Origin of the sequence: Streptomyces bottropensis ATCC 25435, assembly GCF_000383595.1 — a bacterium.
Classification (GTDB): Bacteria; Actinomycetota; Actinomycetes; order Streptomycetales; family Streptomycetaceae; genus Streptomyces; species Streptomyces bottropensis.
The window spans coordinates 1,280,140-1,302,407 of record NZ_KB911581.1 but is presented as its reverse complement, the minus strand read 5'-3'; the positions used below and the strand labels follow the sequence as shown (position 1 = coordinate 1,302,407).

18 protein-coding genes are annotated in these 22,268 nt (G+C 71.9%); 7 read left to right on the top strand and 11 right to left on the bottom strand.

Going from position 1 to position 22,268, the window contains the following annotated elements:
- Positions 1-9: 9 nt before the first annotated feature.
- From STRBO_RS0105890 to STRBO_RS0105870, 5 genes are all read right to left on the bottom strand, one after another.
- The gene (locus tag STRBO_RS0105890; RefSeq protein ID WP_005480882.1) at positions 10-3,396 is read right to left on the bottom strand and encodes a S8 family peptidase; all 3,387 of its coding nucleotides are present in this window, start codon (positions 3,394-3,396) and stop codon (positions 10-12) included.
- A gap of 248 nt (positions 3,397-3,644) precedes the next feature.
- On the bottom strand, positions 3,645-4,328 hold the full coding sequence (locus STRBO_RS0105885; protein ID WP_005480883.1) for an ABC transporter ATP-binding protein: 684 nt from the start codon (positions 4,326-4,328) through the stop codon (positions 3,645-3,647).
- 60 nt (positions 4,329-4,388) lie between these two features.
- Positions 4,389-5,885, bottom strand: a complete 1,497-nt coding sequence (locus STRBO_RS0105880; RefSeq protein ID WP_005480884.1) for an ABC transporter permease — start codon at positions 5,883-5,885, stop codon at positions 4,389-4,391.
- Between the two features lie 148 nt (positions 5,886-6,033).
- A complete protein-coding gene (locus STRBO_RS0105875; protein ID WP_005480886.1) occupies positions 6,034-7,302 on the bottom strand; it encodes a L,D-transpeptidase in 1,269 nt (422 codons plus the stop codon).
- A gap of 214 nt (positions 7,303-7,516) precedes the next feature.
- The gene (locus tag STRBO_RS0105870) at positions 7,517-7,861 is read right to left on the bottom strand and encodes a hypothetical protein (RefSeq protein WP_028796486.1); all 345 of its coding nucleotides are present in this window, start codon (positions 7,859-7,861) and stop codon (positions 7,517-7,519) included.
- 110 nt (positions 7,862-7,971) lie between these two features.
- On the opposite strand from STRBO_RS0105870, the gene STRBO_RS0105865 reads away from it, so the two are divergent.
- Entirely contained in the window at positions 7,972-8,289 is a 318-nt protein-coding gene (locus STRBO_RS0105865) for a hypothetical protein (protein ID WP_020113913.1), read from the top strand.
- Between the two features lie 193 nt (positions 8,290-8,482).
- Here STRBO_RS0105865 and hutH read toward each other — a convergent pair whose 3' ends face one another.
- The 3 genes from hutH to STRBO_RS0105850 all read right to left on the bottom strand — a co-directional run bounded on the left by hutH (position 8,483) and on the right by STRBO_RS0105850 (position 12,669).
- Positions 8,483-10,021, bottom strand: coding sequence for a histidine ammonia-lyase (gene hutH / locus STRBO_RS0105860; RefSeq protein ID WP_005480891.1), 1,539 nt, complete (start codon positions 10,019-10,021; stop codon positions 8,483-8,485).
- Positions 10,022-10,494: 473 nt separating this feature from the next.
- Positions 10,495-11,667 (bottom strand): GGDEF domain-containing protein, encoded by a 1,173-nt coding sequence (locus STRBO_RS0105855; RefSeq protein ID WP_005480893.1) that lies wholly within the window; start codon positions 11,665-11,667, stop codon positions 10,495-10,497.
- Positions 11,668-11,829: 162 nt separating this feature from the next.
- Entirely contained in the window at positions 11,830-12,669 is an 840-nt protein-coding gene (locus STRBO_RS0105850) for an enoyl-CoA hydratase/isomerase family protein (protein WP_005480896.1), read from the bottom strand.
- Between the two features lie 309 nt (positions 12,670-12,978).
- On the opposite strand from STRBO_RS0105850, the gene STRBO_RS45345 reads away from it, so the two are divergent.
- Positions 12,979-13,854: a hypothetical protein gene (locus STRBO_RS45345; RefSeq protein ID WP_005480897.1), complete on the top strand. Its 876-nt coding sequence runs from the start codon at positions 12,979-12,981 to the stop codon at positions 13,852-13,854.
- 101 nt (positions 13,855-13,955) lie between these two features.
- On the opposite strand, the gene STRBO_RS0105840 is transcribed toward STRBO_RS45345, so the two are convergent.
- Both STRBO_RS0105840 and STRBO_RS0105835 read right to left on the bottom strand, forming a co-directional pair.
- Positions 13,956-15,119 carry an adenylate/guanylate cyclase domain-containing protein gene (locus tag STRBO_RS0105840; protein WP_020113911.1) on the bottom strand — a complete coding sequence of 388 codons (1,164 nt, stop codon included), beginning with the start codon at positions 15,117-15,119 and terminating at the stop codon, positions 13,956-13,958.
- A 211-nt stretch (positions 15,120-15,330) separates the two neighbouring features.
- Complete coding sequence (locus STRBO_RS0105835) at positions 15,331-16,218, bottom strand: biotin--[acetyl-CoA-carboxylase] ligase (protein ID WP_005480901.1); 888 nt, start codon at positions 16,216-16,218, stop codon at positions 15,331-15,333.
- Between the two features lie 316 nt (positions 16,219-16,534).
- Between STRBO_RS0105835 and STRBO_RS0105830 the strand changes: the two genes are divergently transcribed.
- From STRBO_RS0105830 to STRBO_RS0105815, 4 genes are all read left to right on the top strand, one after another.
- Positions 16,535-18,133 (top strand): acyl-CoA carboxylase subunit beta, encoded by a 1,599-nt coding sequence (locus STRBO_RS0105830; RefSeq protein ID WP_005480902.1) that lies wholly within the window; start codon positions 16,535-16,537, stop codon positions 18,131-18,133.
- Between the two features lie 36 nt (positions 18,134-18,169).
- On the top strand, positions 18,170-18,385 hold the full coding sequence (locus tag STRBO_RS0105825; protein ID WP_005480903.1) for an acyl-CoA carboxylase epsilon subunit: 216 nt from the start codon (positions 18,170-18,172) through the stop codon (positions 18,383-18,385).
- A 71-nt stretch (positions 18,386-18,456) separates the two neighbouring features.
- Positions 18,457-18,585, top strand: coding sequence for a morphogenic membrane protein MmpB (mmpB, locus tag STRBO_RS45340; protein WP_005480905.1), 129 nt, complete (start codon positions 18,457-18,459; stop codon positions 18,583-18,585).
- A gap of 135 nt (positions 18,586-18,720) precedes the next feature.
- Positions 18,721-19,341, top strand: a complete 621-nt coding sequence (locus tag STRBO_RS0105815; RefSeq protein WP_005480906.1) for a nucleoside triphosphate pyrophosphatase — start codon at positions 18,721-18,723, stop codon at positions 19,339-19,341.
- A gap of 93 nt (positions 19,342-19,434) precedes the next feature.
- On the opposite strand, the gene STRBO_RS0105810 is transcribed toward STRBO_RS0105815, so the two are convergent.
- A complete protein-coding gene (locus tag STRBO_RS0105810; RefSeq protein WP_020113909.1) occupies positions 19,435-19,929 on the bottom strand; it encodes a hypothetical protein in 495 nt (164 codons plus the stop codon).
- A gap of 393 nt (positions 19,930-20,322) precedes the next feature.
- Between STRBO_RS0105810 and STRBO_RS0105805 the strand changes: the two genes are divergently transcribed.
- The gene (locus STRBO_RS0105805) at positions 20,323-22,095 is read left to right on the top strand and encodes an acetyl/propionyl/methylcrotonyl-CoA carboxylase subunit alpha (protein WP_005480909.1); all 1,773 of its coding nucleotides are present in this window, start codon (positions 20,323-20,325) and stop codon (positions 22,093-22,095) included.
- The last annotated feature ends 173 nt before the right edge of the window (positions 22,096-22,268 follow it).

Below are 22,268 nucleotides of genomic sequence, written 5' to 3'. Positions count from 1 at the left end.
GGGGGCGCCTCACCTGCCGAAGTACGCGTCGTGGATCGTCACCGTCGACGTGTTCCCCTGCTTGTCGGTCACCTCGGCGCGCAGTGACACGCTCTTCCCCGCCGCCGGGGTCCGGTGCGTGAACGCGCCCTTCCTCACCGCGACTTCGGTCCACTTCCGGCCGTCGCCCGACACGTACACGGACAACGACCTGAGGTTGTCACCGGCGGCCGCGCCCTGCACGGTGACGCGGACGGTGGCCCTGCCGCCCGCCGGAGCGGTGCTGTCGAGGCCGAGGAACGGGGCGCCGAAGCGGACCGTGGACACCGGCATCTTCGTGTCGCGCGCGGTCTTCTCGGAGGTGAAGGTCCAGCTCGCGTCGATCCGGGACGAGGCCCTGGCCAGGCCGGCGGAACGGGTGAGGGAGGTCGTCAGCCGGTAGGCGGCGCGGCCCGCCGGGAGTGGGAACCGGCCCGACCCGTCCAGCGCGTCCTCGCCCGAGGCGAACTTCTCGCCGTCGCGGTACAGGGTGGTCGTCACCTTCTCGTAGACGGACGCCCCCGCGTGCCCCCGGCCGTCGGCGAACATCGGCAGCAGGCCGTACAGGTACGCGCCGTCACGCCGGATGCCGTGGCTCCCGGCGATCCGCGGTCCGAAGATCCCGACGTTGAAGGTCTGTGCGTACGTCCGGCCCGCCTTGAAGGTGCGGCTGCCGCCGGTCGTGTAGTAGGCGTCCAGGAGCGGGAAGCCCTCCTCGTCCTCCGCGCCGTACTGCTCGAAGTCCAGGACCCATGAGACCCCGTTCGCGGCGGACAGATACAGCGTGCGCCTGCCGGGCACCGGCTGCGGGACGCCCACGGCGGGCGAGCCGGAGCTGCCGGGAAGCTGGGCCCAGGCGAGGACCGCGCCCTTCCTTCCGGTGCCGGAGGCGCCCAGGCCGGTCCGCACGGTGGCCAGTTCGCCCTTCCTCCAGTGCTTGGTGCAGCCGGTGGCGAGCTTCTCGACCTTGCCTCCGCCGGCGGTGGCGTACTGCGCCGTGCCGCCCCCGGTCCACTGGCCGGCCCAGGTCTGGCTGAGCATGCCGCCGGCGGTCCGCGGGCCGAGGTGCGCGGTGCGGAACCCCGCGTAGGTGTCGAGGAGCCAGCCGGAGGAGTAGCTGTCCCCGCCCACCGTCAGGGCGAACTCCGGTGCCGCGAGGACCTGTCGGGCGGCGGGATCGGGCACGGTGATGTCCACCGGTTTCGTCGTGCGGGCGTCCAGCGTGAGGGAGATCCGCCGGTCGACGGTGAGCGTCGGCCGGGCGAGCCAGTCCACGCCCTTGGCGGCGTCGTCCGGGTCCACGACGATCCCGGCGTTCAGGATGTAGTCGCCCTCCGGTACCCGGAGATCGACCGTGCCGTCCTGGTCGTACGGCGTGAACCACGTGTCCCGGGCGAGCCCGGAGACGCCGGTCAGGTCGAGCACGTGGTGCACGGCCGGTGCGCCGTCCCGGCCGACCGTCTTCAGCGTGACGTCGTACGACTCCGCCTCGCGCTGTACGGCCGCCGCCGTGCGGACGCCCTGGCCGCCGCCCTTGGCGGTGACGTACGCGGAATAGGCGCCGTCCAGGTTCCCGCCGAGCCTGGTGTTCACGATGAGGTCGACGGTGGCCCTGCCCCGGGCCGGGACGGTGACCTTCCTGGCGCCGAGCTTGAAGAAGCCGGCCGGGGCGGGTTCGCCCTTGGGGTTCGTGCCGGTCACCGCGAGGGTGAGGGTGACGGCCTTCGTGCCGAGGTTCTTGTAGGTGAGCTTCTTGGCCACCGGCTTGTCGTCGGTGTGCGGCCACCGGTGGACGCCGAAGTCGACCGAGACGGGCCGGGCGACGACCTTCTGCTTGATCGCCCTGTCGACGCGGATACGGCCCGAACCCTGCTCGAAGGGGGTGTACGCGCCGCCCTTGGCGGACGCGACGAGGGCGGCCTTCAGTTCGGCGTACGTCCACTTCGGGTGCTGTTGCTTGAGGAGGGCGGCGGCGCCGGCGACATGCGGGGTCGCCATCGACGTACCGGAGATCGTCAGGTAGCCCTTGGGATTCTGGCCGACCTCGCGCTCGATGACGCTGCCCGGGGCCGCGGCGGCGGTGATGGCGACGCCGGGGGCGGTCACGTCGGGTTTGATCCGGCCGTCGAGGGTGGGGCCCCGGCTGGAGAAGGAGGCGAGCCGGTCCTTGTCGTCGACCGCGCCGACGGTGAGCGCGGCGGCGGCGCTGCCCGGCGAGCCGACCGTGCCCGCACCCCAGTCGCCCTCGTTGCCCGCGGCGACCGCGAAGAGGACGCCCTTTTCGGCGGAGAGCTTGTCGATCGCCGCCTCCATCGGGTCGATCTCGGGGGTGTCACCGCCGCCCAGGCTGAGGTTGACCACGTCGGCGCCCTGCGCGGCGGCCCACTCCATGCCGGCGACGATGCCGGAGTCGTCGCCGTAGCCCTCGTCGTCGAGCACCTTGCCGTTGAGCAGCTTGGCGCGGGGCGCGACGCCCTTGTACTTGCCGCGGGAGCCGGCCCCGGTGCCGGCCGCGATGGAGGCGACGTGCGTGCCGTGGCCGTACTTGTCCGTGGTGTCGGGTGAGGTGGAGAAGTTCTTGGCGGCCTTCACCTGGCCCTTGAGGTCGGGGTGGGTCGCGTCGACGCCCGTGTCGAGGACGGCGATGGTGACGCCCTTGCCGTCGAAGCCGGCCTTCCATGCCTTCGGGGCGCCGATCCGCGCGACGGACTTGTCGAGGGTGACCTCGCGGACGCCGTCCAGCCAGAGGTGGGCGATCCCGGTGGCGGTGGTGCCGTCGGCGTCGGTGACCGCCTTCCACAGCGCGGCTGCGTCGTCCCCGGGGGTGAGCACCGCCTCGGCGTTCAGTGTCCGCAGGGTGCGGCGGACCTTGGTGTCGCCAGCCGCCCGTACGTCGGCCCGGGCGCCGGCGGCGGTTCCGGTGTAGCCGACGATCAGCTTCAGGCCCTGCTTGTGGGCGGCGCGGGCCGCCGACGTGTTCAGCGCGGTGATGTCGAACAGCCGCCTGTCGACCCGGCCGGCGGAGATGAGCCGGGCCGCGTCGGCCGGCAGGACGTAGGTGTGGCCGCCGGCCTCGCGCACCGCCAGGGGGACGCCCTCACGGCCCTTGGCCCGCTCCAGGCCGACCACGCGGCCCCCGGCGTCGACGAGGACGCGGTCACCGGTGACGAGGGTGATGCGACGGCCTGCCGCGAGGCCGGCGGCGGTCACGCCTTCCACGCCGGTCACGCCGGCAAAGCCCGTCATGCCGGTCACTCCGGCCACGCCCGTCACGCGCTCGGATATCGCGGACGCCGGGCTGGTCGGGCCCGCCGTCAGCGCGACGGCGGACACCATGGCGATCGCGGCCGTGCACGCGCTCTTGGTGTGTCTGCGCAAGTCTCCCCCTTGATCCGGTTCATCCGGCCAGGGGAGCTTCCGCACACATACGCGCCAATTCCCCCGGTCTACGCAGTATGACCGGGAGTCAACTCACGTCCCCTCCCTCGCGGGTGGGCGCAAAGCGGCGAACCCGGGCCACGCACAGCCCGCACGCGCCCGAGCTCCACACCAACGCGCCCCACGCCCAGGGAACTCACCGGGTTCCGGGTTCCGGGTTCCGGGTTCCACCCGATGAGGGCAGGCGCTCACGCCCCGGCGTTCTCCTTCACCGTGATGCGCCCCTTGCGGATGGTCGCGACCCGAGGGGCTTTCCTCGCCAGCGTCGAGTCATGGGTGACCATGATGAACGTGAGGCCGTGCTCCTTCCACAGCGTCTCCAGGACCTCCATGATCTCGTCGCGCGTGGACTCGTCGAGGTTGCCGGTGGGCTCGTCCGCGAGCAGCACCTTCGGCCGCTTCACCAGCGCGCGGGCGATCGCGACGCGTTGCTGCTGGCCGCCCGACAGCTCGGCCGGCAGATGTCCGAGCCGCTCGCCGAGCCCCACCGACCCAAGCGCCTCCGCGGCCCGCTCCCGCCGCTCCTTCGCCCTGACCCCGAGCGGCACGAGGGCCGTCTCCACGTTCTCCTGCGCGGTCAGCGTCGGGATCAGGTTGAAGCTCTGGAAGACGAACCCGATGTTCTCGCCGCGCACCCTCGTGAGCTTCGCCTCCGACAGCCTCGCCAGATCGGTCCCGTCCAGTTCGACGCTCCCATCGGAGGGCTTGTCCAGCCCCCCGAGCATCTGCAACAGCGTGGACTTCCCGCCCCCGGTGGGCCCCTGGATGACCAGCCGGTCCCCGTCGGCGATGGTGAGATCGACCCCGTCGAGGGCGGTGACGGTGTCCTTGCCGCGCGCGTAGCGCTTGGTGACGCCGGTCAGTACGTACATGTGGACTCCCTGAATTCGGATGGACCTGGCTGTGGGGCGGGCGCCTCGGCCGCCGCCGTACTACTCCACGCGCCGCAGCGCGTCCGCCGGCCGCAGCCGCGAGGCCCGCCACCCGCCGAACGCCCCCGCGATCAGCCCGCCGGCGACGGCGAGCCCCACCGCGACGCCGATGGTCGTGACGCTGACGGGTGCCGTGAGGGCCACGTCCAGCGCGTCGGAAGCCGTCTGCCGCCCTCCGCCGGGCCCGCCCGCGCCGGGGAAGCCGCCTCCGCCGGGCGCGCCGGCACCGGATCCGCCGAAACCACCGCCCGCCGCCCCGATCTCCGCCTGCAGCGTCGGACTGATCGCCGTGACGACGTACGCCCCGCCGAGCCCGAGCGCGATACCGAGCGCACCGCCCACCAGTCCGTTGACGACGGCCTCACCGACGACCTGCCGGGTCACACGCCCCGACTTCCATCCCAGCGCCTTGAGCGTGCCGAACTCCCGCACCCGCCGCGACACGGCCGACGAGGTGAGCAGCCCGGCCACCAGGAACGCGGCCACGAGCACCGCGATCGACAGCCACTTGCCGACGTCGGAGGCGAGGTCCGAGGCCGTCGACAGCGATCCGGAGACCGTGTCGGCGAGGTCGGCGGAGGTGGTGACGGTCGTCCCGTCGATGTTCTTCTGGATGGCCGCCTTCACGCCGTCGATCCGCTGCGAGTCGCTCGCCCTGACGTAGATCGTGGTGACCTTGTCCTTGGAGTCGCTGAGCGTCTGCGCCTGCTTCAGCGGCATGTAGAGGTCGGCCGCCGCGTCCCCGCTGTCGGGCGTCGCGATGCCGATGACCTTGTACTTGACGCTGTTGACGGTGACGCTGTCACCGACCTTCAGCTCCTTCTCCTTGGCGTACGACCTGTCCGCGACGACGACCTCGGCGTCGGTCTCGGACGTCGTGAACGTACGACCGCTGGTGATCTTCGAGGAGGTCAGGGGGCCCAGGTCGGGCTCGGTGACGTCCGTGCCGTAGACGGAGTAGTTGTCGACGTCGAACTGGGCGCCGCCGCCCTCGACCCGGCCTGTGCCGCCGCCGTTCTGGCCACCGGCGCCGGGGCCGCCGGGCTGCTGGCCCCCGGTGCCCTCGTCCTGCTGGAACTGGCCGCGCCGGAACTGCCCGTCGACCTTGATGACCTGGAGGCTGAGACCGCCGACGGCCTGCGCGACACCCGCCTGTTCGCCGACCTCGGTGACGGTCGAACTCGCCAGCGTCTGGAAGCCCTGCACCCGGACGAGGTCACTGCTCTGGTTCTCGTCGGAGTCGTCGTCCTGGGCGTCGAACTCGAATCGCGGGCGCTGGCCGCCGTTCTCGTCCGCCGCGGCGGCGGCCTTGGTGACGGTCATGTCCGTGCCCAGGCCGTACAGGGATTCGAGAACCTTGCCCTGCGCCTTCTCCATGCCCGAGGACACGGAACTGACCACGATGACCAGTGCGATGCCCAGGGCGAGCCCGGAGGCGACGACGAGCGCCGCCTTTCTGCGGCGGCGCAGTTCGCGCCTCAGGTAGGTGAAGAACATGGCGGCAAGCTAGGGACGCCATGTGATGACGGGATAAGTCCTCGATAAGAGCCTGATGAGAACCCTGGGCATCGCCTCGGAAACAACGGTGCCGCCCCTGCGTGTCACAGGGGCGGCACCGGTCGCGCGTTCTACGGATGACGGGGGGTCAGACGGCCGAACCGGCCTTCCAGTCGGCCCAGTTCATGTTCCAGCCGTTGAGGCCGTTGTCCGGGGCGACCGTCTTGTCTCCGGTGTTCCGGATGTCCACGACGTCACCGATGATGGAGTTGTCGTAGAACCAGGCGCCCTCGGTGTCGGGGTCGTTGGCACCCTTGGTGTCGTTCAGACCGACGCAGCCGTGACTGGTGTTGACGTTGCCGAAGACGGAGTCGGCACCCCAGTAGTTGCCGTGGATGAAGGTGCCCGAGGTCGTCAGACGCTGAGCGTGGGGGACGTCCTTGATGTCGTACTCGCCCTTGCCGTCGTCGTCGGTGAACCCGACCGTCGCGCCGTTCATCCGGGTCTCCTTGAACTGCTCGGAGATCACCATCTGACCCTGGTACGTCTTGTTCTCGGGCGAACCGGCGGAGATGGGGATGGTCTTGACGACCTTGCCGTCCCGCGTGATCTTCATCGTCTTGGTCTTGGCGTCGACGATGGAGACCTGATTACGGCCGATCTTGAAGGTCACGGTCTTCTGCTGCACACCGTAGACACCGTCGGCACCCTCCACACCGTCGAGCGCGAGCTTCAGGGTGACGGTGGAGCCGCCCTTCCAGTACTCCTCGGGCCGGAAGTCGATGCGGTTGGCGTTGAACCAGTGCCCGACGACCTCCTGGCCGGAGCTGCTGGAGACGGTGATCCCCTTCTGCACGGCGGCCTTGTCGGTGATCGCCTTGTCGAAGTTGATCGAGACCGGCATACCGACGCCGACGGTCGAGCCGTCCTCGGGCGTGAAGTTGCCGATGAAGCTGTTGGCGGGCGAGACCGTGGTGAACGCCGCGTTCTCGTGGGCCTTGCGCCCCTCGGAGTCCTCGGCGGCAGCGGTGATCTTGTAGCCGGTGGACCGCTCCAGCTGAGCGCTCGGCGCCCAGCTCTTCTTGTCCGCGGATATCTCGCCCTCGACGGCGGTGCCGTCGGAGGTGGTCATCTTCACCTCGGTGAGCGTGCCCTTGCTCACGGTGACCTTGGCCGAGTTGTTGATGGAGGCGTTGTCCGAGCCGTCCTTCGGCATGATCTTGATGTCGGCCTCGGAGGTCTTCTCCGCCGCCGCCTCGTCGACCTTGGACTGCGAGGAGTCCCCGCCGTCACCCCCGGACGCCTTGTCGCCGTCGCCCCCGCTGCACGCAGAGAGCACCAGCACCCCGCCGAGCAGTGCGGACGCGACCGTCAGGCCCCTGCGCCGCTTACTGTTCGTCATCACACGCTTCTCCATCGTTGCCGAATCCCCAAAACCCCGAAGATCCCCGTAAGCACTTAAACACCACAACGGCACGGGCCGTTCCGCTCCCGCGGATATGTGGGATACGCCACTCCACCCGCATCGGATCGTCGGCGACCCGGGGGTGCACAAGTGACTGGTGCGCCTCGTGAGACGAAAGAACCCCGGACGGCGGTTGCCGCCCGGGACCATCAATTTCCCCGACCGCTCAGCCGCGGGAGTCTTCCTCTTCGACCTCTGCGTCATCATCCTCGTCGAGACCCCATTCCGGCGAATCGGGGTCGTAGTCGATACCCTCACTACTCCAGGAGGCCTGGGCCAGTTCGACCCCGGGGACCTCTCCGACCAGGTCGAACGGGTCGACCAGATAGGCGAGGGCCTCCGCGGTGTCCTCGGTCACCGCGCTCTCGGCGTGTACCCGCTCATCGGCAGGCATATCGGAATCGGTCGCGATCCGCCGCAGAGCGGCCCCGGTGATGGCCTCGACGTCGTCGATCTCCACCACCAATTCGACGCGTAGCCGGACAAACTGTGATGTCTCCGCTGTACTCATGCTCCGGAGCGTACGGCTCACAGGTCACGCGACTTTCCCACGACCCGCGCCTTTCATTAGCATCGCTCTCCACGGCCAATTCGCCAGCGTCACAAGGGGATCGATATTCCGTGTCCGTCGCACGTCGCGCGTCGTCCACCGCCCGCCGGTCGTTGGTGACCGCCACCGCCGCGGGCACCCTTCTGGGTGCCCTCTGGTTCGTGCCGTCCGCCAACGCGACCCAGGAAGCGGCCGTACGCGAGCAGACGACCACGACGTCGGACGCGGCCACGACCACCGGCGACACCCGCGAACTCGCCGACACCGGCAGCCCGAACACCACCCCCTACGTCATCGGCGGCACGGCCATGCTCGGCCTGGGCGCGGCGTTCGTCGCCTACTCCATCCGCCGCGAACGCGAGGACCTCGAACTCCCGCACGCCCCGTGAAAGAACGAGGAGCAAGGGCCGCGACCCCTGCTCCTCGCAGTGGCCGCGGCGCCCGCCCGGGCGACCACGCCCTCCCGGGGCGCGGGGCGCGCACAAGCAACCGCGCCCTCCAGGGGCACGAGGAACTGCGCGAGCGACCACGCCCCACCCGCACCCGGCGACGCACCCGCACCCACACCCACCCGCCCCTACCTCAGGCGAGCACCCCGGTCACGGACTCCGCGGCCATCACCAACCGCCCGTCCCGCACGAACGCGTCGGCCAACGCCAGATCAGGCGCGAGGAAACGATCCGCCCCCGGCCCCTCGACCCCGGCTCCCCGCAGAGCCTCCACCACGGCCCGGGTGGCCGGCGCGGCCACCAGCCCCTCCCGCAGCTCCACCCCCCGCGTCCCGGCGTACAACTCCACGGCCAGCACCCGCGTCAGGTTGTCGACGGCGGTCCGCAGCTTCCGCGCCGCCGCCCAGCCCATCGACACATGGTCCTCCTGCATCGCGGAGGACGGGATCGAGTCCGCGGAGGCCGGCACGGCGAGCCGCTTCAGCTCACTCACCAGCGCCGCCTGCGTGTACTGCGCGATCATCAGCCCGGAGTCGACCCCGGCGTCGTCCGCGAGGAACGGCGGCAGCCCGTGCGAGCGGTTCTTGTCGAGCAGCCGGTCGGTGCGCCGCTCCGCGATCGAGGCGAGGTCCGCCACGGCGATGGCGAGGAAGTCGAGGACGTAGGCGACGGGCGCGCCATGGAAGTTGCCGTTGGACTCGACCCTCCCGTCCGGCAGGACGACGGGGTTGTCGACCGCCGCCGCCAGCTCCCGCTCGGCGACGAGCCGCGCGTACGCGACGGTGTCCCGCCCGGCCCCGGCCACCTGGGGAGCGCACCGCACCGAGTACGCGTCCTGCACGCGGGGCGCGTCGTCCTGGTGGTGCCCGGTGAGCCCCGAATCCTTCAGCACGGCGAGCATGTTGGCCGCGGAGGCCGCCTGCCCGGGGTGCGGGCGGATGGCGTGCAGTTCGGGGGCGAGGACCCGGTCCGTGCCGAGCAGGGCCTCCAGGGAGATCGCGGCGGTGATGTCCGCCGACGTGTACAGCTTCTCCAGATCGGCCAGTGCCATGACGAGCATGCCGAGCATGCCGTCGGTGCCGTTGAGGAGGGCCAGCCCCTCCTTCTCGCGCAGCTCGACGGGCGCGATGCCGTGCTCGGCGAGCAGCTCGCCGGCCGGCCGTACGACCCCGTCCGGGCCCTCGGCGTCGCCCTCGCCCATCAGGGTGAGCGCGCAGTGGGACAGCGGGGCCAGGTCCCCGGAGCAGCCGAGGGAGCCGTACTCGTGGACGACGGGGGTGATGCCTGCGTTGAGGACGTCGGCCATGGTCTGCGCGACCTCGGGCCGGACGCCGGTGCGGCCGGAGCAGACGGTCTTCAGGCGCAGGAACATCAGCGCGCGGACGACCTCGCGCTCCACCCTCGGCCCCATGCCGGCGGCGTGCGAGCGGACGATGTTGCGTTGGAGTCGGGCCCGCAGTTCGGGGCTGATGTGCCGGGTCGCGAGGGCGCCGAAGCCGGTGGAGACCCCGTAGACGGGCTCCGGCTTGGCCGCCAGCGCGTCCACGATCTCGCGGGCCGCCGCGAGCGCGGCCACCGCCTCGTCGGAGAGCTCGATCCGGGCGTCGGCGCGCGCCACGGCGAGGACGTCGGCCGCGGTGACCCCGGACGTCCCGAGGACCACCGTGTCCACAGAGTGCATATCCATATTCAGGATCGTAGGGACTGAATCGCCGAATGTCACGACCGCGACGGGGAGGGACTCCTTACTCCCGTCGCGCCTCCTCCGGGAGCGGACCCCCCANCCCCCACCCACCGGTCCCCGCCCCCGCCCACCGGTCTCCGCCCGCACCGACCGGTCCCCACCCCCACCGACCGATCCTCGTCCCCACCGACCGGCCCCGCACCTATCCGCGTAGATCAGAGACAGATCGGAGAACGGTCAGAGATCCCTCCGAGGTTGATCAGAATCACCAGGTCAGAGCCCTGTCAGCGGGTACGCGCGCGTAGGGTCGAAATACCGGACGCCGCAGGGCGCGTGCCCACCGGAGCCACCCTCCCCCTGCCCTGCCCCTTCCGGACCACCGACCGGCCCACGGCCCACTCCCCCCTCGGCCGTGGGCAGCCCAGGACCGCGCGTCGACTCGACCCCGCGCGCGGCCCGCCCTAGGAGGACCGGCGCCCTCGAATGCGGCGCCGGTCCCCCGGGTGCGCGGGATCGACGGGCGCGGGCGGGCGGTCCGCGAGACTGACCACCGGATCCTCGTCGCCGTCCCCCTCCCGCCCCGCGACGACCGGCTCCACGGAACCGGCGGCCTTGGCCCGGTACTGCGCCGCGTCGGCCAGCCGGAACAGCCGCCGGGCCGAGCGCAACGGCCCGATCGGATCGCCGGTGGACGCGACACCGCAGGCGACCCCGTCGCCCGGCTCCAGCTCCCGCGCCCGTACACAGAGGTCACCGGCGACCCGTACCACCTCGTCCGCCGACGGCCCCACCGCCAGCAGGCAGAACTCGTCCCCGCCGAGCCGCGCCACCAGCACCCGGGGCAGCTCCGCCGCGCAGCGCGACAGCACGGATCCGAACCGCTCCAGCAGCTGGTCCCCCATCGCGTGCCCGTGGGAGTCGTTGACCTTCTTCAGGCCGTTGAGGTCGCAGACGACGAGGCTGATCACCGTGCCGTCGCGCCGGTGCGCCTCCATCGCCTCGTCGAGACGGAGATCGACCGCGCGCCGGTTGCCGAGTCCGGTGAGGGGGTCGGTGAAGGCGAGGCGCCGGGCCTCCTCCAGCCGCTCGGACTGCGCGAGTCCCGCGGCCACGACCGAGGCCAGCACGGTCGCGAAGGCCGCGTCGCCGCCGTTGAACACGGGCTCCCCGGCGGGCCGGGCCACATACAGCTCGCCCCAGGCCCGGCCGTTCATCACGACGGGCGCCACCACGCAGCAGCCCCGGCCGCGACGGCGCAGGGCGGCGACCCGCTGGTGGCAGTAGCCGCCGGGGCGCCGCCCCCCGACCGGCCCGGCGGCCGTCTCCACCCAGGCGTTGGGCTCACCGCCCTCCAGCCAGCGCTCATGCAGGAACTCCGCGATCTCCGGGAACTCGTGCACCGGATACGTCTCGTCCTCGGGAAACTCCTCCTCGTCCGCCGCCCGGTTCCCCACGTTCACGAGCACCCGCAGCAGCCCACGATCCCGCTCCCACACGGACAGCGCGGCAAAGCTGCCCGACAGGGCCCGGCACGACCCGTCGGCGGCCGCCCACCACGTCTCCGGCGACGTACGCGCCCCAGCCATCCCACGCGCCAACGCCACCACGGCCCTCAGCCGCCTGTCCTCTCCCATCACCCCAGGCTAGGGAGCTTTGAGACGATTTGGGAGATTGGTGAAGCGAACAGGGGTACGGGCCACCGGTGACCCACGGCCGCACCCCGGCCGCCCTCGACACCGGACCCGCCCGCACCCCGGCCGCCCTCGACACCGGACCCGCCCGCGCCACCTCGGCCCTCACTCCCCCGGCCAGTCCGGCTTCCGCTTCTCGTTGAAGGCGGCCACGCCCTCCGCCCGGTCCCCCGAGAACGCCACCGAGCGCCAGGCCGCGTCCTCGACCTCCAGGCCGGCCCGCAGATCCAGCCCGTGCCCGAGCCGCAGCGCCCGCTTGGCCGCGCGCAGGCCGACCGGCGAGTTCGCGGCGATCCGCGCGGCCAGCGCCAAGGCCTCCGACCGGTCCCGCCCCTCCTCCACCAGCTGATCGACGAGGCCCAGGTCCCGCGCCTCCCCGGCCTCCAGCCGACGCGCGGTGAAGATCAGCTCCGCCGCCCGCGCGGCCCCCACCCGGCGCGGCAGCAACTGCGTACCGCCACCGCCCGGGATCACCCCCACCGACACCTCGGGCAGCCCCACGACCGCCGTACGGTCGGCCACGATCAGGTCGCAGGACAGGGCGAGTTCGAAGCCGCCGCCCAGCGCGAAGCCGTGCACGGCGGCGATCGTGGGCATCGGCAACTCCAGTACGCCGGTGTACGCCCCCCGCGCGACGGGCCGCTGCCGCAGCAGATCGGCGTCACTGAACGAGTTCCGCTCCTTCAGATCGGCCCCCACACAGAACGCCCGCTCGTGCGTCGACGTCACCACGACCACGCGTACGTCCCGGTCGGCGGCCAGCGCCCCGCACGCCGCCGTGACGGAGCGGGCCATGTCGGTCGACACGGCGTTCATGGCCTTGGGCCGGTCGAGGGCCAGCTCGGCGACGAACCCGTGCCGCCGCACCACGACGAACTCCCCGAACCGCCGCTCCTCCTCGCCCTCCAGCCCTGCCGCCCGCTCCACTGCCGCACCGTCACCCATAGAACCCTCCCGGTTAACGCGGGTTAACTCCGTGCCCCCGATCATCGCAGCCGCCCCGGCCGACGCAAACCCCCGCCGGAACGGGCGGCAAGCGCGGATCCTGACGGACCGCCGACGCGTCATCCCGGCGCCCGGGCGCCGACCCCAACGAGAGACCGCACGGGGTGTCCCCTTGACAAACCCCGGCAAACTTCTCCCCGTACGAGTGACATCGGCGCCTTCTCCGGCCATACCACCCTCCGCTGCACATAATCTGCGCTCCGCCACAGGCGCACCGGCGGACACGGGCGCGTAGGGGAGGGACGAACCATGACGACGGACACGGCCACCCGGCCGGCATCCACCGCACCACGAGCGCGACAGGAGTCGCCGACGCCGGCCACCGCGCCCACGGCACCACCGGCTTCCGCACCGGCGAGGACCGCCGCACCGGACTCACCGGCGCAGTCGGCGCCCTGGCGGCCGTCGGCGGCCCCCGCACGGCCGGCCGTGGCGTTCTCGCCCCTCGCGTCAGGCCGCTGCGACCCGGCCGGCGGCGCTCCCGACGAGCCCGCGCCCCGCCCGCGCGGTCGGCACCGGCGTCCCCGGCCCCGGAAACTGCTGCTCGCGGTGGGCGGGATGGCGCTGGCGGCGGGGGCACTGAGTCTGTTGCGGGTGGCGTCGGACCCCGTCGGCGGCGGCGCCGGTGCGGCGGGCCCGGCGCCGAGCGCGCCGGACGGGGTCACGGACGAGGCGACCGACGCCGGCACGACGGTGGGCGACGAACCCCCGGCCGACGCGGGGACCCCGACCGCCGACACCCCCATGGGCGGCGAGGACCCGGCCCCGACCCAGCCGCTGTCCCCGGGAGCGACCGCCCCCACGCCGGTCCCCTCCACCTCCCCGCCCGACCCCGCCATCGGTGTCGAGGTCCCCTCCGACCCCTACGCTCCCGGCGCACGCGACGGCCTCGACAGCTCCGCGCCCGCCCTCGACGCTCCCCTGGCGGCCACCCCCGAATCCCCCCGGCCCACTCCCCCCGCGCCCACCGGGCCACCAGCGGCAGCGCCCCAGCAGCCGACCGCTCCCCACTCCCCGGACTCCCCGAACACCCCCGGCGACACGGCCACCCCCACGAAGCCCGCCAAGCCGGGCCTGTGCGTCCCGATCGTCGGCCTCTGCGTCGACGACGCCCTGCGCAGGTGAGAGGGCTCCCGCAAGTCACTGACGGACCACCCCGCAAGGCACGGGCGCAGGCAGGCTCCCAGGCACCCGCCCGTCAGACCCGCCCCGCCGAACGTGCCCCGTCAGACCTGCCCCGGCCTCCGCGTGAGCAGCCACGGCTGGACGACTCCCAGGCCACGCACCGGGCGCTGCCACATCGGCTGGAGCGCGAAGCGGTACGTCGGCGGTTCCTCGCCCTCCTTCTCCGCGGCGGCCGCGGCTTCGGCGGCCTCGGCCTCGGAGGCGGGGGCCTCGCCCGTGCGGGTCAGCTCCTCGGCGAAGGCTCCGTCGACGAGGACCGCGTCCTTCGGCGCTATCGAGGTGAGCCGGCTGGCGAGGTTCACGGTCGACCCGAAGACGTCGCCCATCCGTGTCGTCACCGTGCCGAAGGCCATGCCGACACGCAGCTCCGGCATGGTCGCGTCGTTGGCCATGGTCTCGATGAGGCGCAGCGCGATCTCGGCGGCGACGCCCGCGTCGTCCGTGGCGTACAGGACCTCGTCGCCCAGGGTCTTGATGAGCCGCCCGCCGTTCGCCGCCACGAGGTCCGCCGCCGTGGTCTCGAAGGCCTCGACCAGTTCGCCGAGTTCCTCCTCCTCCATCCGGCGGGTCAGCCGCGTGAACCCGACGAGGTCGGCGAAGCAGACCGCGAGGCGCCGGTCGACCATCTCCTCGTCGTCCGCGGCCTGGACGACCCGCCCGGTGGCGGCGGCGAGCTGACGCCGCCAGACGTAGACGAGGAACTCCTCCAGCTCGGGCAGCAACAGCTCGATCAGCGGATACGTCACCTCGGTCCGGGTCATCCCCGGCTCCGGCGGCTCGGTCAGCCCCTCCAGGAAGGAGTCGATCTGCCACTCGGCGAGCCGCGCGGTGGTCTGCCCGGTCGACCGGGCCACCTGCACCGCCATGGCCTCACTCAGCAGCCCCGCCTCCACGAGACCGGCGAGCCGCCGCAGCGCGAGGACGTCCGCCTCGGTCAGCGCCTTGGCCTGGCCGATGTCCGCGAAGCCCATGGCCCGCCAGAAACGGGACGCCAACTCCATGGAGACGCCCGCGCTGCGTGCCGCCTGGAAGGGGGTGTACCGGCGCTCGGCCCCGAGGATCAGCCCTTCGAGGCGCAGCGCCAGCGGGTCCTCCTCGGCGGCGTCCACGTCATGGGGTTGTGACCGCTCGAGCGAAGCCGAGAGCGGGGGCGGCTCCGCGCGGTCATCCGCGTCCGTGCCGGAGCCCGTGTCCTCGACGCTCACTCCTGCTGCCCTTCCGATCTCCCGCGGTCACGTACTCGACCGGCCTCAACTCTACGGCAGGTGTGCGCCAGCTCACTCCGGGAGGTGAGCCGAAGGGGGCGTACGCCTTTGGGTGGACGGCACCCCGCGCCGGCCGGGGCCACCGGAGGCCGGCGCTCCGAGTCCCCCGTACACGCGACACCGGGTGCCCAGGCCCCATCATCCCCACACGTCACACGGGCCGCAGATGCACGATGTCCCCCGCTCCCACCGGCTCCTGCACCCCGGCCTCCGTGGCGAGCACCAGCCTGCCGTCCCCGTCCACCGCCACGGCCTCCCCCACGACCGACCGGTCCCCGGGCAGCTCGGCACGCACCTTGCGCCCCAAGGTCGCGCACCCGGCGGCGTAGGTCTCCTGGAGTCCGCTCACCGAGGGGTCGCCGCCGGCGGCCCGCCACCGCCCGTACCACTCCTCCAGCGCCCGCAGCGCGGCCCGCAGCAGCGGATCGCGGTCCGTGGTCACGGCTCCGGCGAGCAACAGGGAGCCGGCGGCGGGCACCGGCAGTTCGTCCTCCCGCAGGCTGACGTTGATGCCGATCCCGATCACCACGCCGTCCGCCCCGGCCCGCTCCGCGAGGATGCCGCCGGCCTTGCGCTCCTGACCGTCCACGGTCACCAGCAGGTCGTTGGGCCATTTGAGTGCCGTGTCGATCCCGGCGGCCCGGGACAGTCCGGTCGCGACGGCGACGCCGGTGAGCAGCGGCAGCCATCCCCAACGCTCGACGGGCACCTCGCCCGGCTTGAGGAGGACGGAGAAGAACAGGCCGGAGCGCGCGGGGGCGGTCCAGATGCGGTCCAGGCGTCCGCGGCCCGCCCGCTGCTCCTCCGCGACGAGCACGGCACCCTCGGCGAGGCGGTCGGCGCGCCCGGCGAGGTCGGTGTTGGTGGAGTCGATGACGGGCACCACGTCCAGGGAACTCCACAGCCCGCCGTCCCGGACCAGCGCCCGGCGCAGGGAGGCGGAGTTGAGGGGCGGCCGGCCGAGGTCGGACCAACGGGCCGACCTCGGCTCACCCGGTCCGCTGGACGGGTCTCCTTGTGCACCTGGTGGGATCGTCATGCAACCCACCCTAGGTTTGACATCCTCCGCCCCGCGAGAAGGGGACGGATTCCAGCCCTGACGAGCTGCGGTTCACGGGCACTCGATCACTCTCGTGACGTCACCCCTCCGACGTGTCCCGCCGCGACGCAGTGATCGTACAGCCGGAAGGGGCGAGGAGTGTGGTAAACGCCGCACTGCCGAACGGTAGGCGCAGCACTACGCTACGGATGAGTAACCCCACACACTTCTGAGCACGTACGCAGCACCCCCCACGCGCCCAGCAGCACGTACCGATCTTTCACGTCCCCATGAGCAGGCAGGGAGCCGCATCCCGATGTCCGAGCCGGAAGCGCCAGCAAGCATCGACATCCACACGACCGCGGGGAAGCTCGCGGACCTGCAGCGTCGTATCGACGAGGCGACGCACGCCGGCTCCGAGCGCGCGGTGGAGAAGCAGCACGCGAAGGGCAAACTGACGGCCCGTGAGCGCATCGAACTGCTCCTGGACGAGGACTCCTTCGTGGAGTTCGACGAGTTCGCCCGGCACCGCTCCACCGATTTCGGGATGGAACGAAGCCGCCCCTACGGCGATGGTGTCGTCACCGGCTACGGCACGGTCGAGGGCCGTCCGGTGGCCGTGTTCTCGCAGGACTTCACGGTGCTGGGCGGGTCTCTGGGCGAGGTGTTCGGCCAGAAGATCATGAAGGTGATGGACTTCGCGCTGAAGACCGGCTGTCCGGTCATCGGTATCAACGACTCCGGCGGCGCCCGCATCCAGGAAGGGGTGATGGCGCTGGGCATGTACGGCGAGATCTTCCGCCGCAACACCCACGCCTCCGGCGTCATCCCGCAGATCTCCCTGGTGGTCGGCCCGTGCGCGGGCGGCGCGGTGTACTCGCCCGCGATCACCGACTTCACCGTCATGGTCGACCGGACCTCGCACATGTTCATCACCGGCCCCGACGTCATCAAGACCGTCACCGGCGAGGACGTCGGTTTCGAGGAGCTGGGCGGCGCCCGCACCCACAACGCCACCTCCGGCGTGGCCCATCACATGGCGGGCGACGAGAAGGACGCCATCGACTACGTCCGGCAGCTGCTGTCCTACCTGCCCTCCAACAACCTCAGCGAGCCCCCGGTCTTCCCCGAGCAGGCCGACCTCGCCGTCACCGGCGAGGACCTGGAGCTGGACACACTCGTCCCCGACAGCGCCAACCAGCCCTACGACATGCACACCGTCATCGAACACGTCCTGGACGACGCCGAGTTCTTCGAGACCCAGGCACTGTTCGCCCCCAACATCCTCACCGGCTTCGGCCGCGTCGAGGGCCACCCCGTCGGGATCGTCGCCAACCAGCCGATGCGGTTCGCCGGCTGCCTGGACATCGACGCCTCCGAGAAGGCCGCCCGTTTCGTGCGCACCTGCGACGCCTTCAACGTCCCCGTCCTGACCTTCGTCGACGTCCCCGGCTTCCTGCCCGGCGTGGGCCAGGAACACGAGGGGATCATCCGCCGCGGCGCCAAACTCATCTACGCCTACGCCGAGGCCACCGTCCCCCTCATCACCGTCATCACCCGCAAGGCCTTCGGCGGCGCCTACGACGTCATGGGCTCCAAACACCTCGGCGCCGACCTCAACCTCGCCTGGCCCACCGCCCAGATCGCCGTCATGGGCGCCCAGGGCGCGGTCAACATCCTGCACCGCCGCACCATCGCCGCCGCCCCCGAGGCCGAACGCGAAGACGTCCGCGCCCGCCTCATCCAGGAGTACGAGGACACCCTCCTCAACCCCTACACCGCGGCCGAACGCGGCTACGTCGACGCCGTGATCACCCCCTCCGAAACCCGCCGCCACCTCATCCGCGGCCTGCGCCAACTGCGCACCAAACGCGAGAGTCTCCCCCCGAAGAAGCACGGAAACATCCCCCTCTGACCCCCTAACCCCTTCAACCCCCTCCACGGAGCCGACATGACCATCAAGGTCGTCCGGGGAAACCCCACCCCCGAGGAACTCGCCGCCGCACTCGCCGTCGTCCGCGCCCGCACCGCAGCAGCAGCCGCGGCGGAGCAGCCCGCCGGCGCGCCCGCCCCCCGTGACTCCTGGGCCGACCCGTCCCGCATCGCCGCCCACCGCCTCCCGGCCCCGGGCCCCACGACCTGGAGCCGCACCTACTGGCCCGGCTGAGCGGAACCTCCCCTACGACTTGAGTACGCGTACTCAGGCGCCCGGCCCCCCGGGCGACGCACCATCGCAGCATGCTCTGGTCCGACCCTGAGAACGAGCCGCCGAAGGAACTGCGCGACACGCAGGCCATGCTTCGGCGGCTCGGCGTCCTCATGGCCTGCGCCATGCTCCTGGCGATGCTGGTCCTGGGCCTCCGCTGAATCCACGTACGGCGATCAGGCGGGCGCGCCCGCACGCAGGGTCGGCCGCGTACGGCGCGCCCCCGACCCACCCACCGCCACCAGGCGCCCCCCGGCCCACCCCCCGGACGCACCCCCGCCGATACCCTGGCGCCCATGACCGACCACCAGCGCCGCCGCCTCGTTCTCGCCTCCCAGTCCCCCGCCCGGCTCAACCTCCTCCGTCAGGCCGGCCTCATCCCCGAGGTGATCGTCAGCGGCGTCGACGAGGACGCCGTCAGCGCCCCCACCCCCGCCGACCTCGCGCTCGCGCTGGCCGAGGCCAAGGCCTCCGTGGTAGCCGCGAAGCCCGAGGTCAAGGGCGCCCTGGTGGTCGGCTGCGACTCGGTCCTCGACCTGGACGGCCAGGCCTTCGGCAAGCCGGCCGACGCCGAGGAGGCCACCGCCCGCTGGAAGTCGATGCGCGGCCGCGCCGGCACGCTCCAGACCGGCCACTGCGTCTACGACACCGCCACCGGCCGCCACGCCTCCGCGACCGCCTCCACGGTCGTCCACTTCGGCGACCCCACCGACGAGGAGATCGCCGCGTACGTCGCCTCGGGCGAACCCCTCCACGTGGCGGGCGCGTTCACCCTCGACGGCCGCTCGGCCCCGTTCATCGAGGGCATCGACGGCGACCACGGAAACGTCATCGGCCTCAGCCTGCCCCTGCTCCGGCGTCTGCTGGCCCAACTGGGCGTAGGCATCACGGAGCTGTGGACACCCCGCGAGAACTGAACACGCGGGGATCGCGCCGAACCGTCACAAGGCGAGAGCCGGTCCCGTCACAAGGCGAGAGCCGGTCCCCTCACAAGGTGAGCGCCGGTACCGTCACGAGGCGCTGGGCGCCGCAGGAGCGACCGGCTCCGACCCACCGGCACCACCCACTCCGCCCGACCCCTTCGCCCCACGCGACACGGCGTCAGCGCCCCCGTCCTGCCGGTCGTACGTCATCAGCGTCAGCAGCACGAGCCCCAGCACGACCATCATGAACGCGAACGCGCCCCATCCGACCAGCCCCACCGTGAGCGCGCCGAGCAGCCCGTGCACGACGGCCACGCTGATGAGCAGGATCCTGCCGAGCCCGGCGGCGGGCCGGTTGCGCACCCCGACGAGCAGGGCGACCACACCGCAGAGGACGAAGTAGAGGCCGAAGACGACACCCCCGGCCTTCGTGGAGAGGGACATCGCGTCCGGATCCAGCCCGGCGAGGGACATCTTCTGCCGGTCGACGACCGTGCCGAGGAACCACTGCAGCCCGGCGATTCCGAGCCCTTCCACGAACAGCACGAACGCCGTGACCACCGCCACCGGTCTGCGGATCACCGCCCCCACCCACTTTCCACTCTCGTCCTGCTGCTCTCAGCGCCTCGCGGACCCATGTCGTCACCCCAGGCAGGCGTTCGAGACATCGCGAACGCTACTAACGGGTAAACCCCGGGACAAGGGTTCTCACGAGAGCAAAGAATCGTTGGGCCATTAGTAGGGACTCCACAAAGAATCCCAACCGGGCGCAGCGCGGCCGCACAGAGACCTTGACCACATCAGAGGGCTAGGGTTTCCGCATGGAGACCTGCGCAATGCTGTGCGACAAGGGATTTCGCAGGTTGAGTGAGCCTCGTTTCACGCTCCGTGTGGGCAAGCTCACCATTGTGGACGGGTCGAAACGCCGTGTCGGCAGTCCCTAAACTCGGCTTGTTTCAAGGAGAGGGAGCCATCGTGCGCAAGGTGTTGATCGCCAACCGAGGCGAAATCGCTGTCCGCGTCGCCCGGGCGTGCCGGGACGCCGGGATCGCGAGCGTGGCCGTGTACGCCGATCCGGACCGGGACGCGCTGCATGTGCGGGCCGCGGACGAGGCGTTCGCCCTGGGCGGTGACTCGCCGGCGACCAGCTACCTGGACATGGGCAAGGTCCTCCAGGCGGCGAAGGACGCCGAAGCCGACGCGGTCCACCCCGGCTACGGCTTCCTCTCGGAGAACGCGGAGTTCGCCCAGGCGGTCCTGGACGCGGGCCTGATCTGGATCGGTCCGCCCCCGCAGGCGATCCGCGACCTGGGTGACAAGGTGGCGGCCCGGCACATCGCCCAGCGCGCCGGTGCGCCGCTGGTCGCGGGCACGCCCGATCCCGTCTCGGGGGCCGAGGAGGTCGTGGCGTTCGCCCGGGAGCACGGTCTGCCGATCGCGATCAAGGCGGCCTTCGGTGGCGGCGGGCGTGGTCTGAAGGTCGCCCGCACCCTGGAGGAGGTCCCGGAGCTGTACGACTCCGCCGTCCGCGAGGCCGTGGCCGCGTTCGGGCGGGGCGAGTGCTTCGTGGAGCGCTACCTCGACAAGCCCCGCCACGTGGAGACGCAGTGCCTGGCCGACTCCCACGGCAACGTGGTCGTGGTCTCCACCCGTGACTGCTCGCTGCAGCGCCGCCACCAGAAGCTCGTCGAGGAGGCCCCGGCCCCCTTCCTGTCCGAGGCGCAGAACGAGCAGCTGTACGCGGCGTCGAAGGCGATCCTCAAGGAGGCCGGCTACGTCGGCGCCGGCACGGTGGAGTTCCTGGTGGGCCTGGACGGCACGATCTCCTTCCTGGAGGTCAACACCCGTCTGCAGGTCGAGCACCCGGTCACCGAGGAGGTCACCGGTATCGACCTGGTCCGCGAGATGTTCCGCATCGCCGACGGCGAGGCGCTCGGCTACGACGACCCGCCGCTGCGCGGCCACTCCTTCGAGTTCCGCATCAACGGCGAGGACCCGGGCCGCGGCTTCCTGCCCGCCCCCGGCACCGTCACCACCTTCACCGCGCCCACCGGCCCCGGCGTCCGCCTGGACGCGGGCGTGGAGTCCGGCAGCGTGATCGGCCCGGCCTGGGACTCCCTGCTGGCCAAGCTGATCGTCACCGGCGCCACCCGTCAGCAGGCCCTGCAGCGCGCCGCCCGCGCCCTGGACGAGTTCACCGTCGAGGGCATGGCCACCGCGATCCCCTTCCACCGCGCGGTCGTCAGGGACCCGGCGTTCGGCCCCGAGCTGACCGGCTCCACGGACCCGTTCACGGTCCACACCCGCTGGATCGAGACCGAGTTCGTCAACGACATCAAGCCCTTCGCGGCCCCGGCCGACACCGAGGCCGAGGACGAAACCGACCGCGAGACCATCGTCGTCGAGGTCGGCGGCAAGCGCCTGGAGGTCTCCCTCCCGGCCGCCCTGGGCATGACCCTGGCCCGCACCGGTCTGGCGGCCGGTGCCAAGCCCAAGCGCCGCGCGGCGAAGAAGTCCGGCCCGGCGGCCTCCGGCGACACCCTCGCCTCCCCGATGCAGGGCACCATCGTCAAGGTCGCCGTCGAGGAGGGCCAGGAGGTCAAGGAAGGCGACCTGATCGTCGTCCTGGAGGCCATGAAGATGGAACAGCCTCTCAACGCCCACCGCTCCGGCACGGTCAAGGGCCTCTCCGCGGAGGTCGGCGCCTCCATCACCTCCGGCGCCGCCATCTGCGAGATCAAGGACTGATCCGTCCGGCACCACGCGAACAGCCGTGTCCCCGCGCCCCCTCATTGGGGCGCGGGGAACCGCGCGACCAGCCCCGCAGGACCGGCACCCGCGCAACTCCCGCGCTCACCCGAGCTCTTAGGCTGAACATCCCCTCAGCGCAGAGAGCAGGTGGAACCACCGTGAGCCCCACC

Coding starts and splice junctions, on each gene's coding strand:
- STRBO_RS0105885 (WP_005480883.1), bottom strand. CDS start 4,328: ATGTACGTACTGACCGGCGTCACCAAGCGCTACGCGCGCGGCAAGGAC.
- STRBO_RS0105880 (WP_005480884.1), bottom strand. CDS start 5,885: ATGTTCTTCACCTACCTGAGGCGCGAACTGCGCCGCCGCAGAAAGGCG.
- STRBO_RS0105875 (WP_005480886.1), bottom strand. CDS start 7,302: ATGGAGAAGCGTGTGATGACGAACAGTAAGCGGCGCAGGGGCCTGACG.
- STRBO_RS0105870 (WP_028796486.1), bottom strand. CDS start 7,861: ATGAGTACAGCGGAGACATCACAGTTTGTCCGGCTACGCGTCGAATTG.
- STRBO_RS0105855 (WP_005480893.1), bottom strand. CDS start 11,667: ATGGGAGAGGACAGGCGGCTGAGGGCCGTGGTGGCGTTGGCGCGTGGG.
- STRBO_RS0105850 (WP_005480896.1), bottom strand. CDS start 12,669: ATGGGTGACGGTGCGGCAGTGGAGCGGGCGGCAGGGCTGGAGGGCGAG.
- STRBO_RS45345 (WP_005480897.1), top strand. CDS start 12,979: ATGACGACGGACACGGCCACCCGGCCGGCATCCACCGCACCACGAGCG.
- STRBO_RS0105835 (WP_005480901.1), bottom strand. CDS start 16,218: ATGACGATCCCACCAGGTGCACAAGGAGACCCGTCCAGCGGACCGGGT.
- STRBO_RS0105830 (WP_005480902.1), top strand. CDS start 16,535: ATGTCCGAGCCGGAAGCGCCAGCAAGCATCGACATCCACACGACCGCG.
- STRBO_RS0105825 (WP_005480903.1), top strand. CDS start 18,170: ATGACCATCAAGGTCGTCCGGGGAAACCCCACCCCCGAGGAACTCGCC.
- mmpB (WP_005480905.1), top strand. CDS start 18,457: ATGCTCTGGTCCGACCCTGAGAACGAGCCGCCGAAGGAACTGCGCGAC.
- STRBO_RS0105815 (WP_005480906.1), top strand. CDS start 18,721: ATGACCGACCACCAGCGCCGCCGCCTCGTTCTCGCCTCCCAGTCCCCC.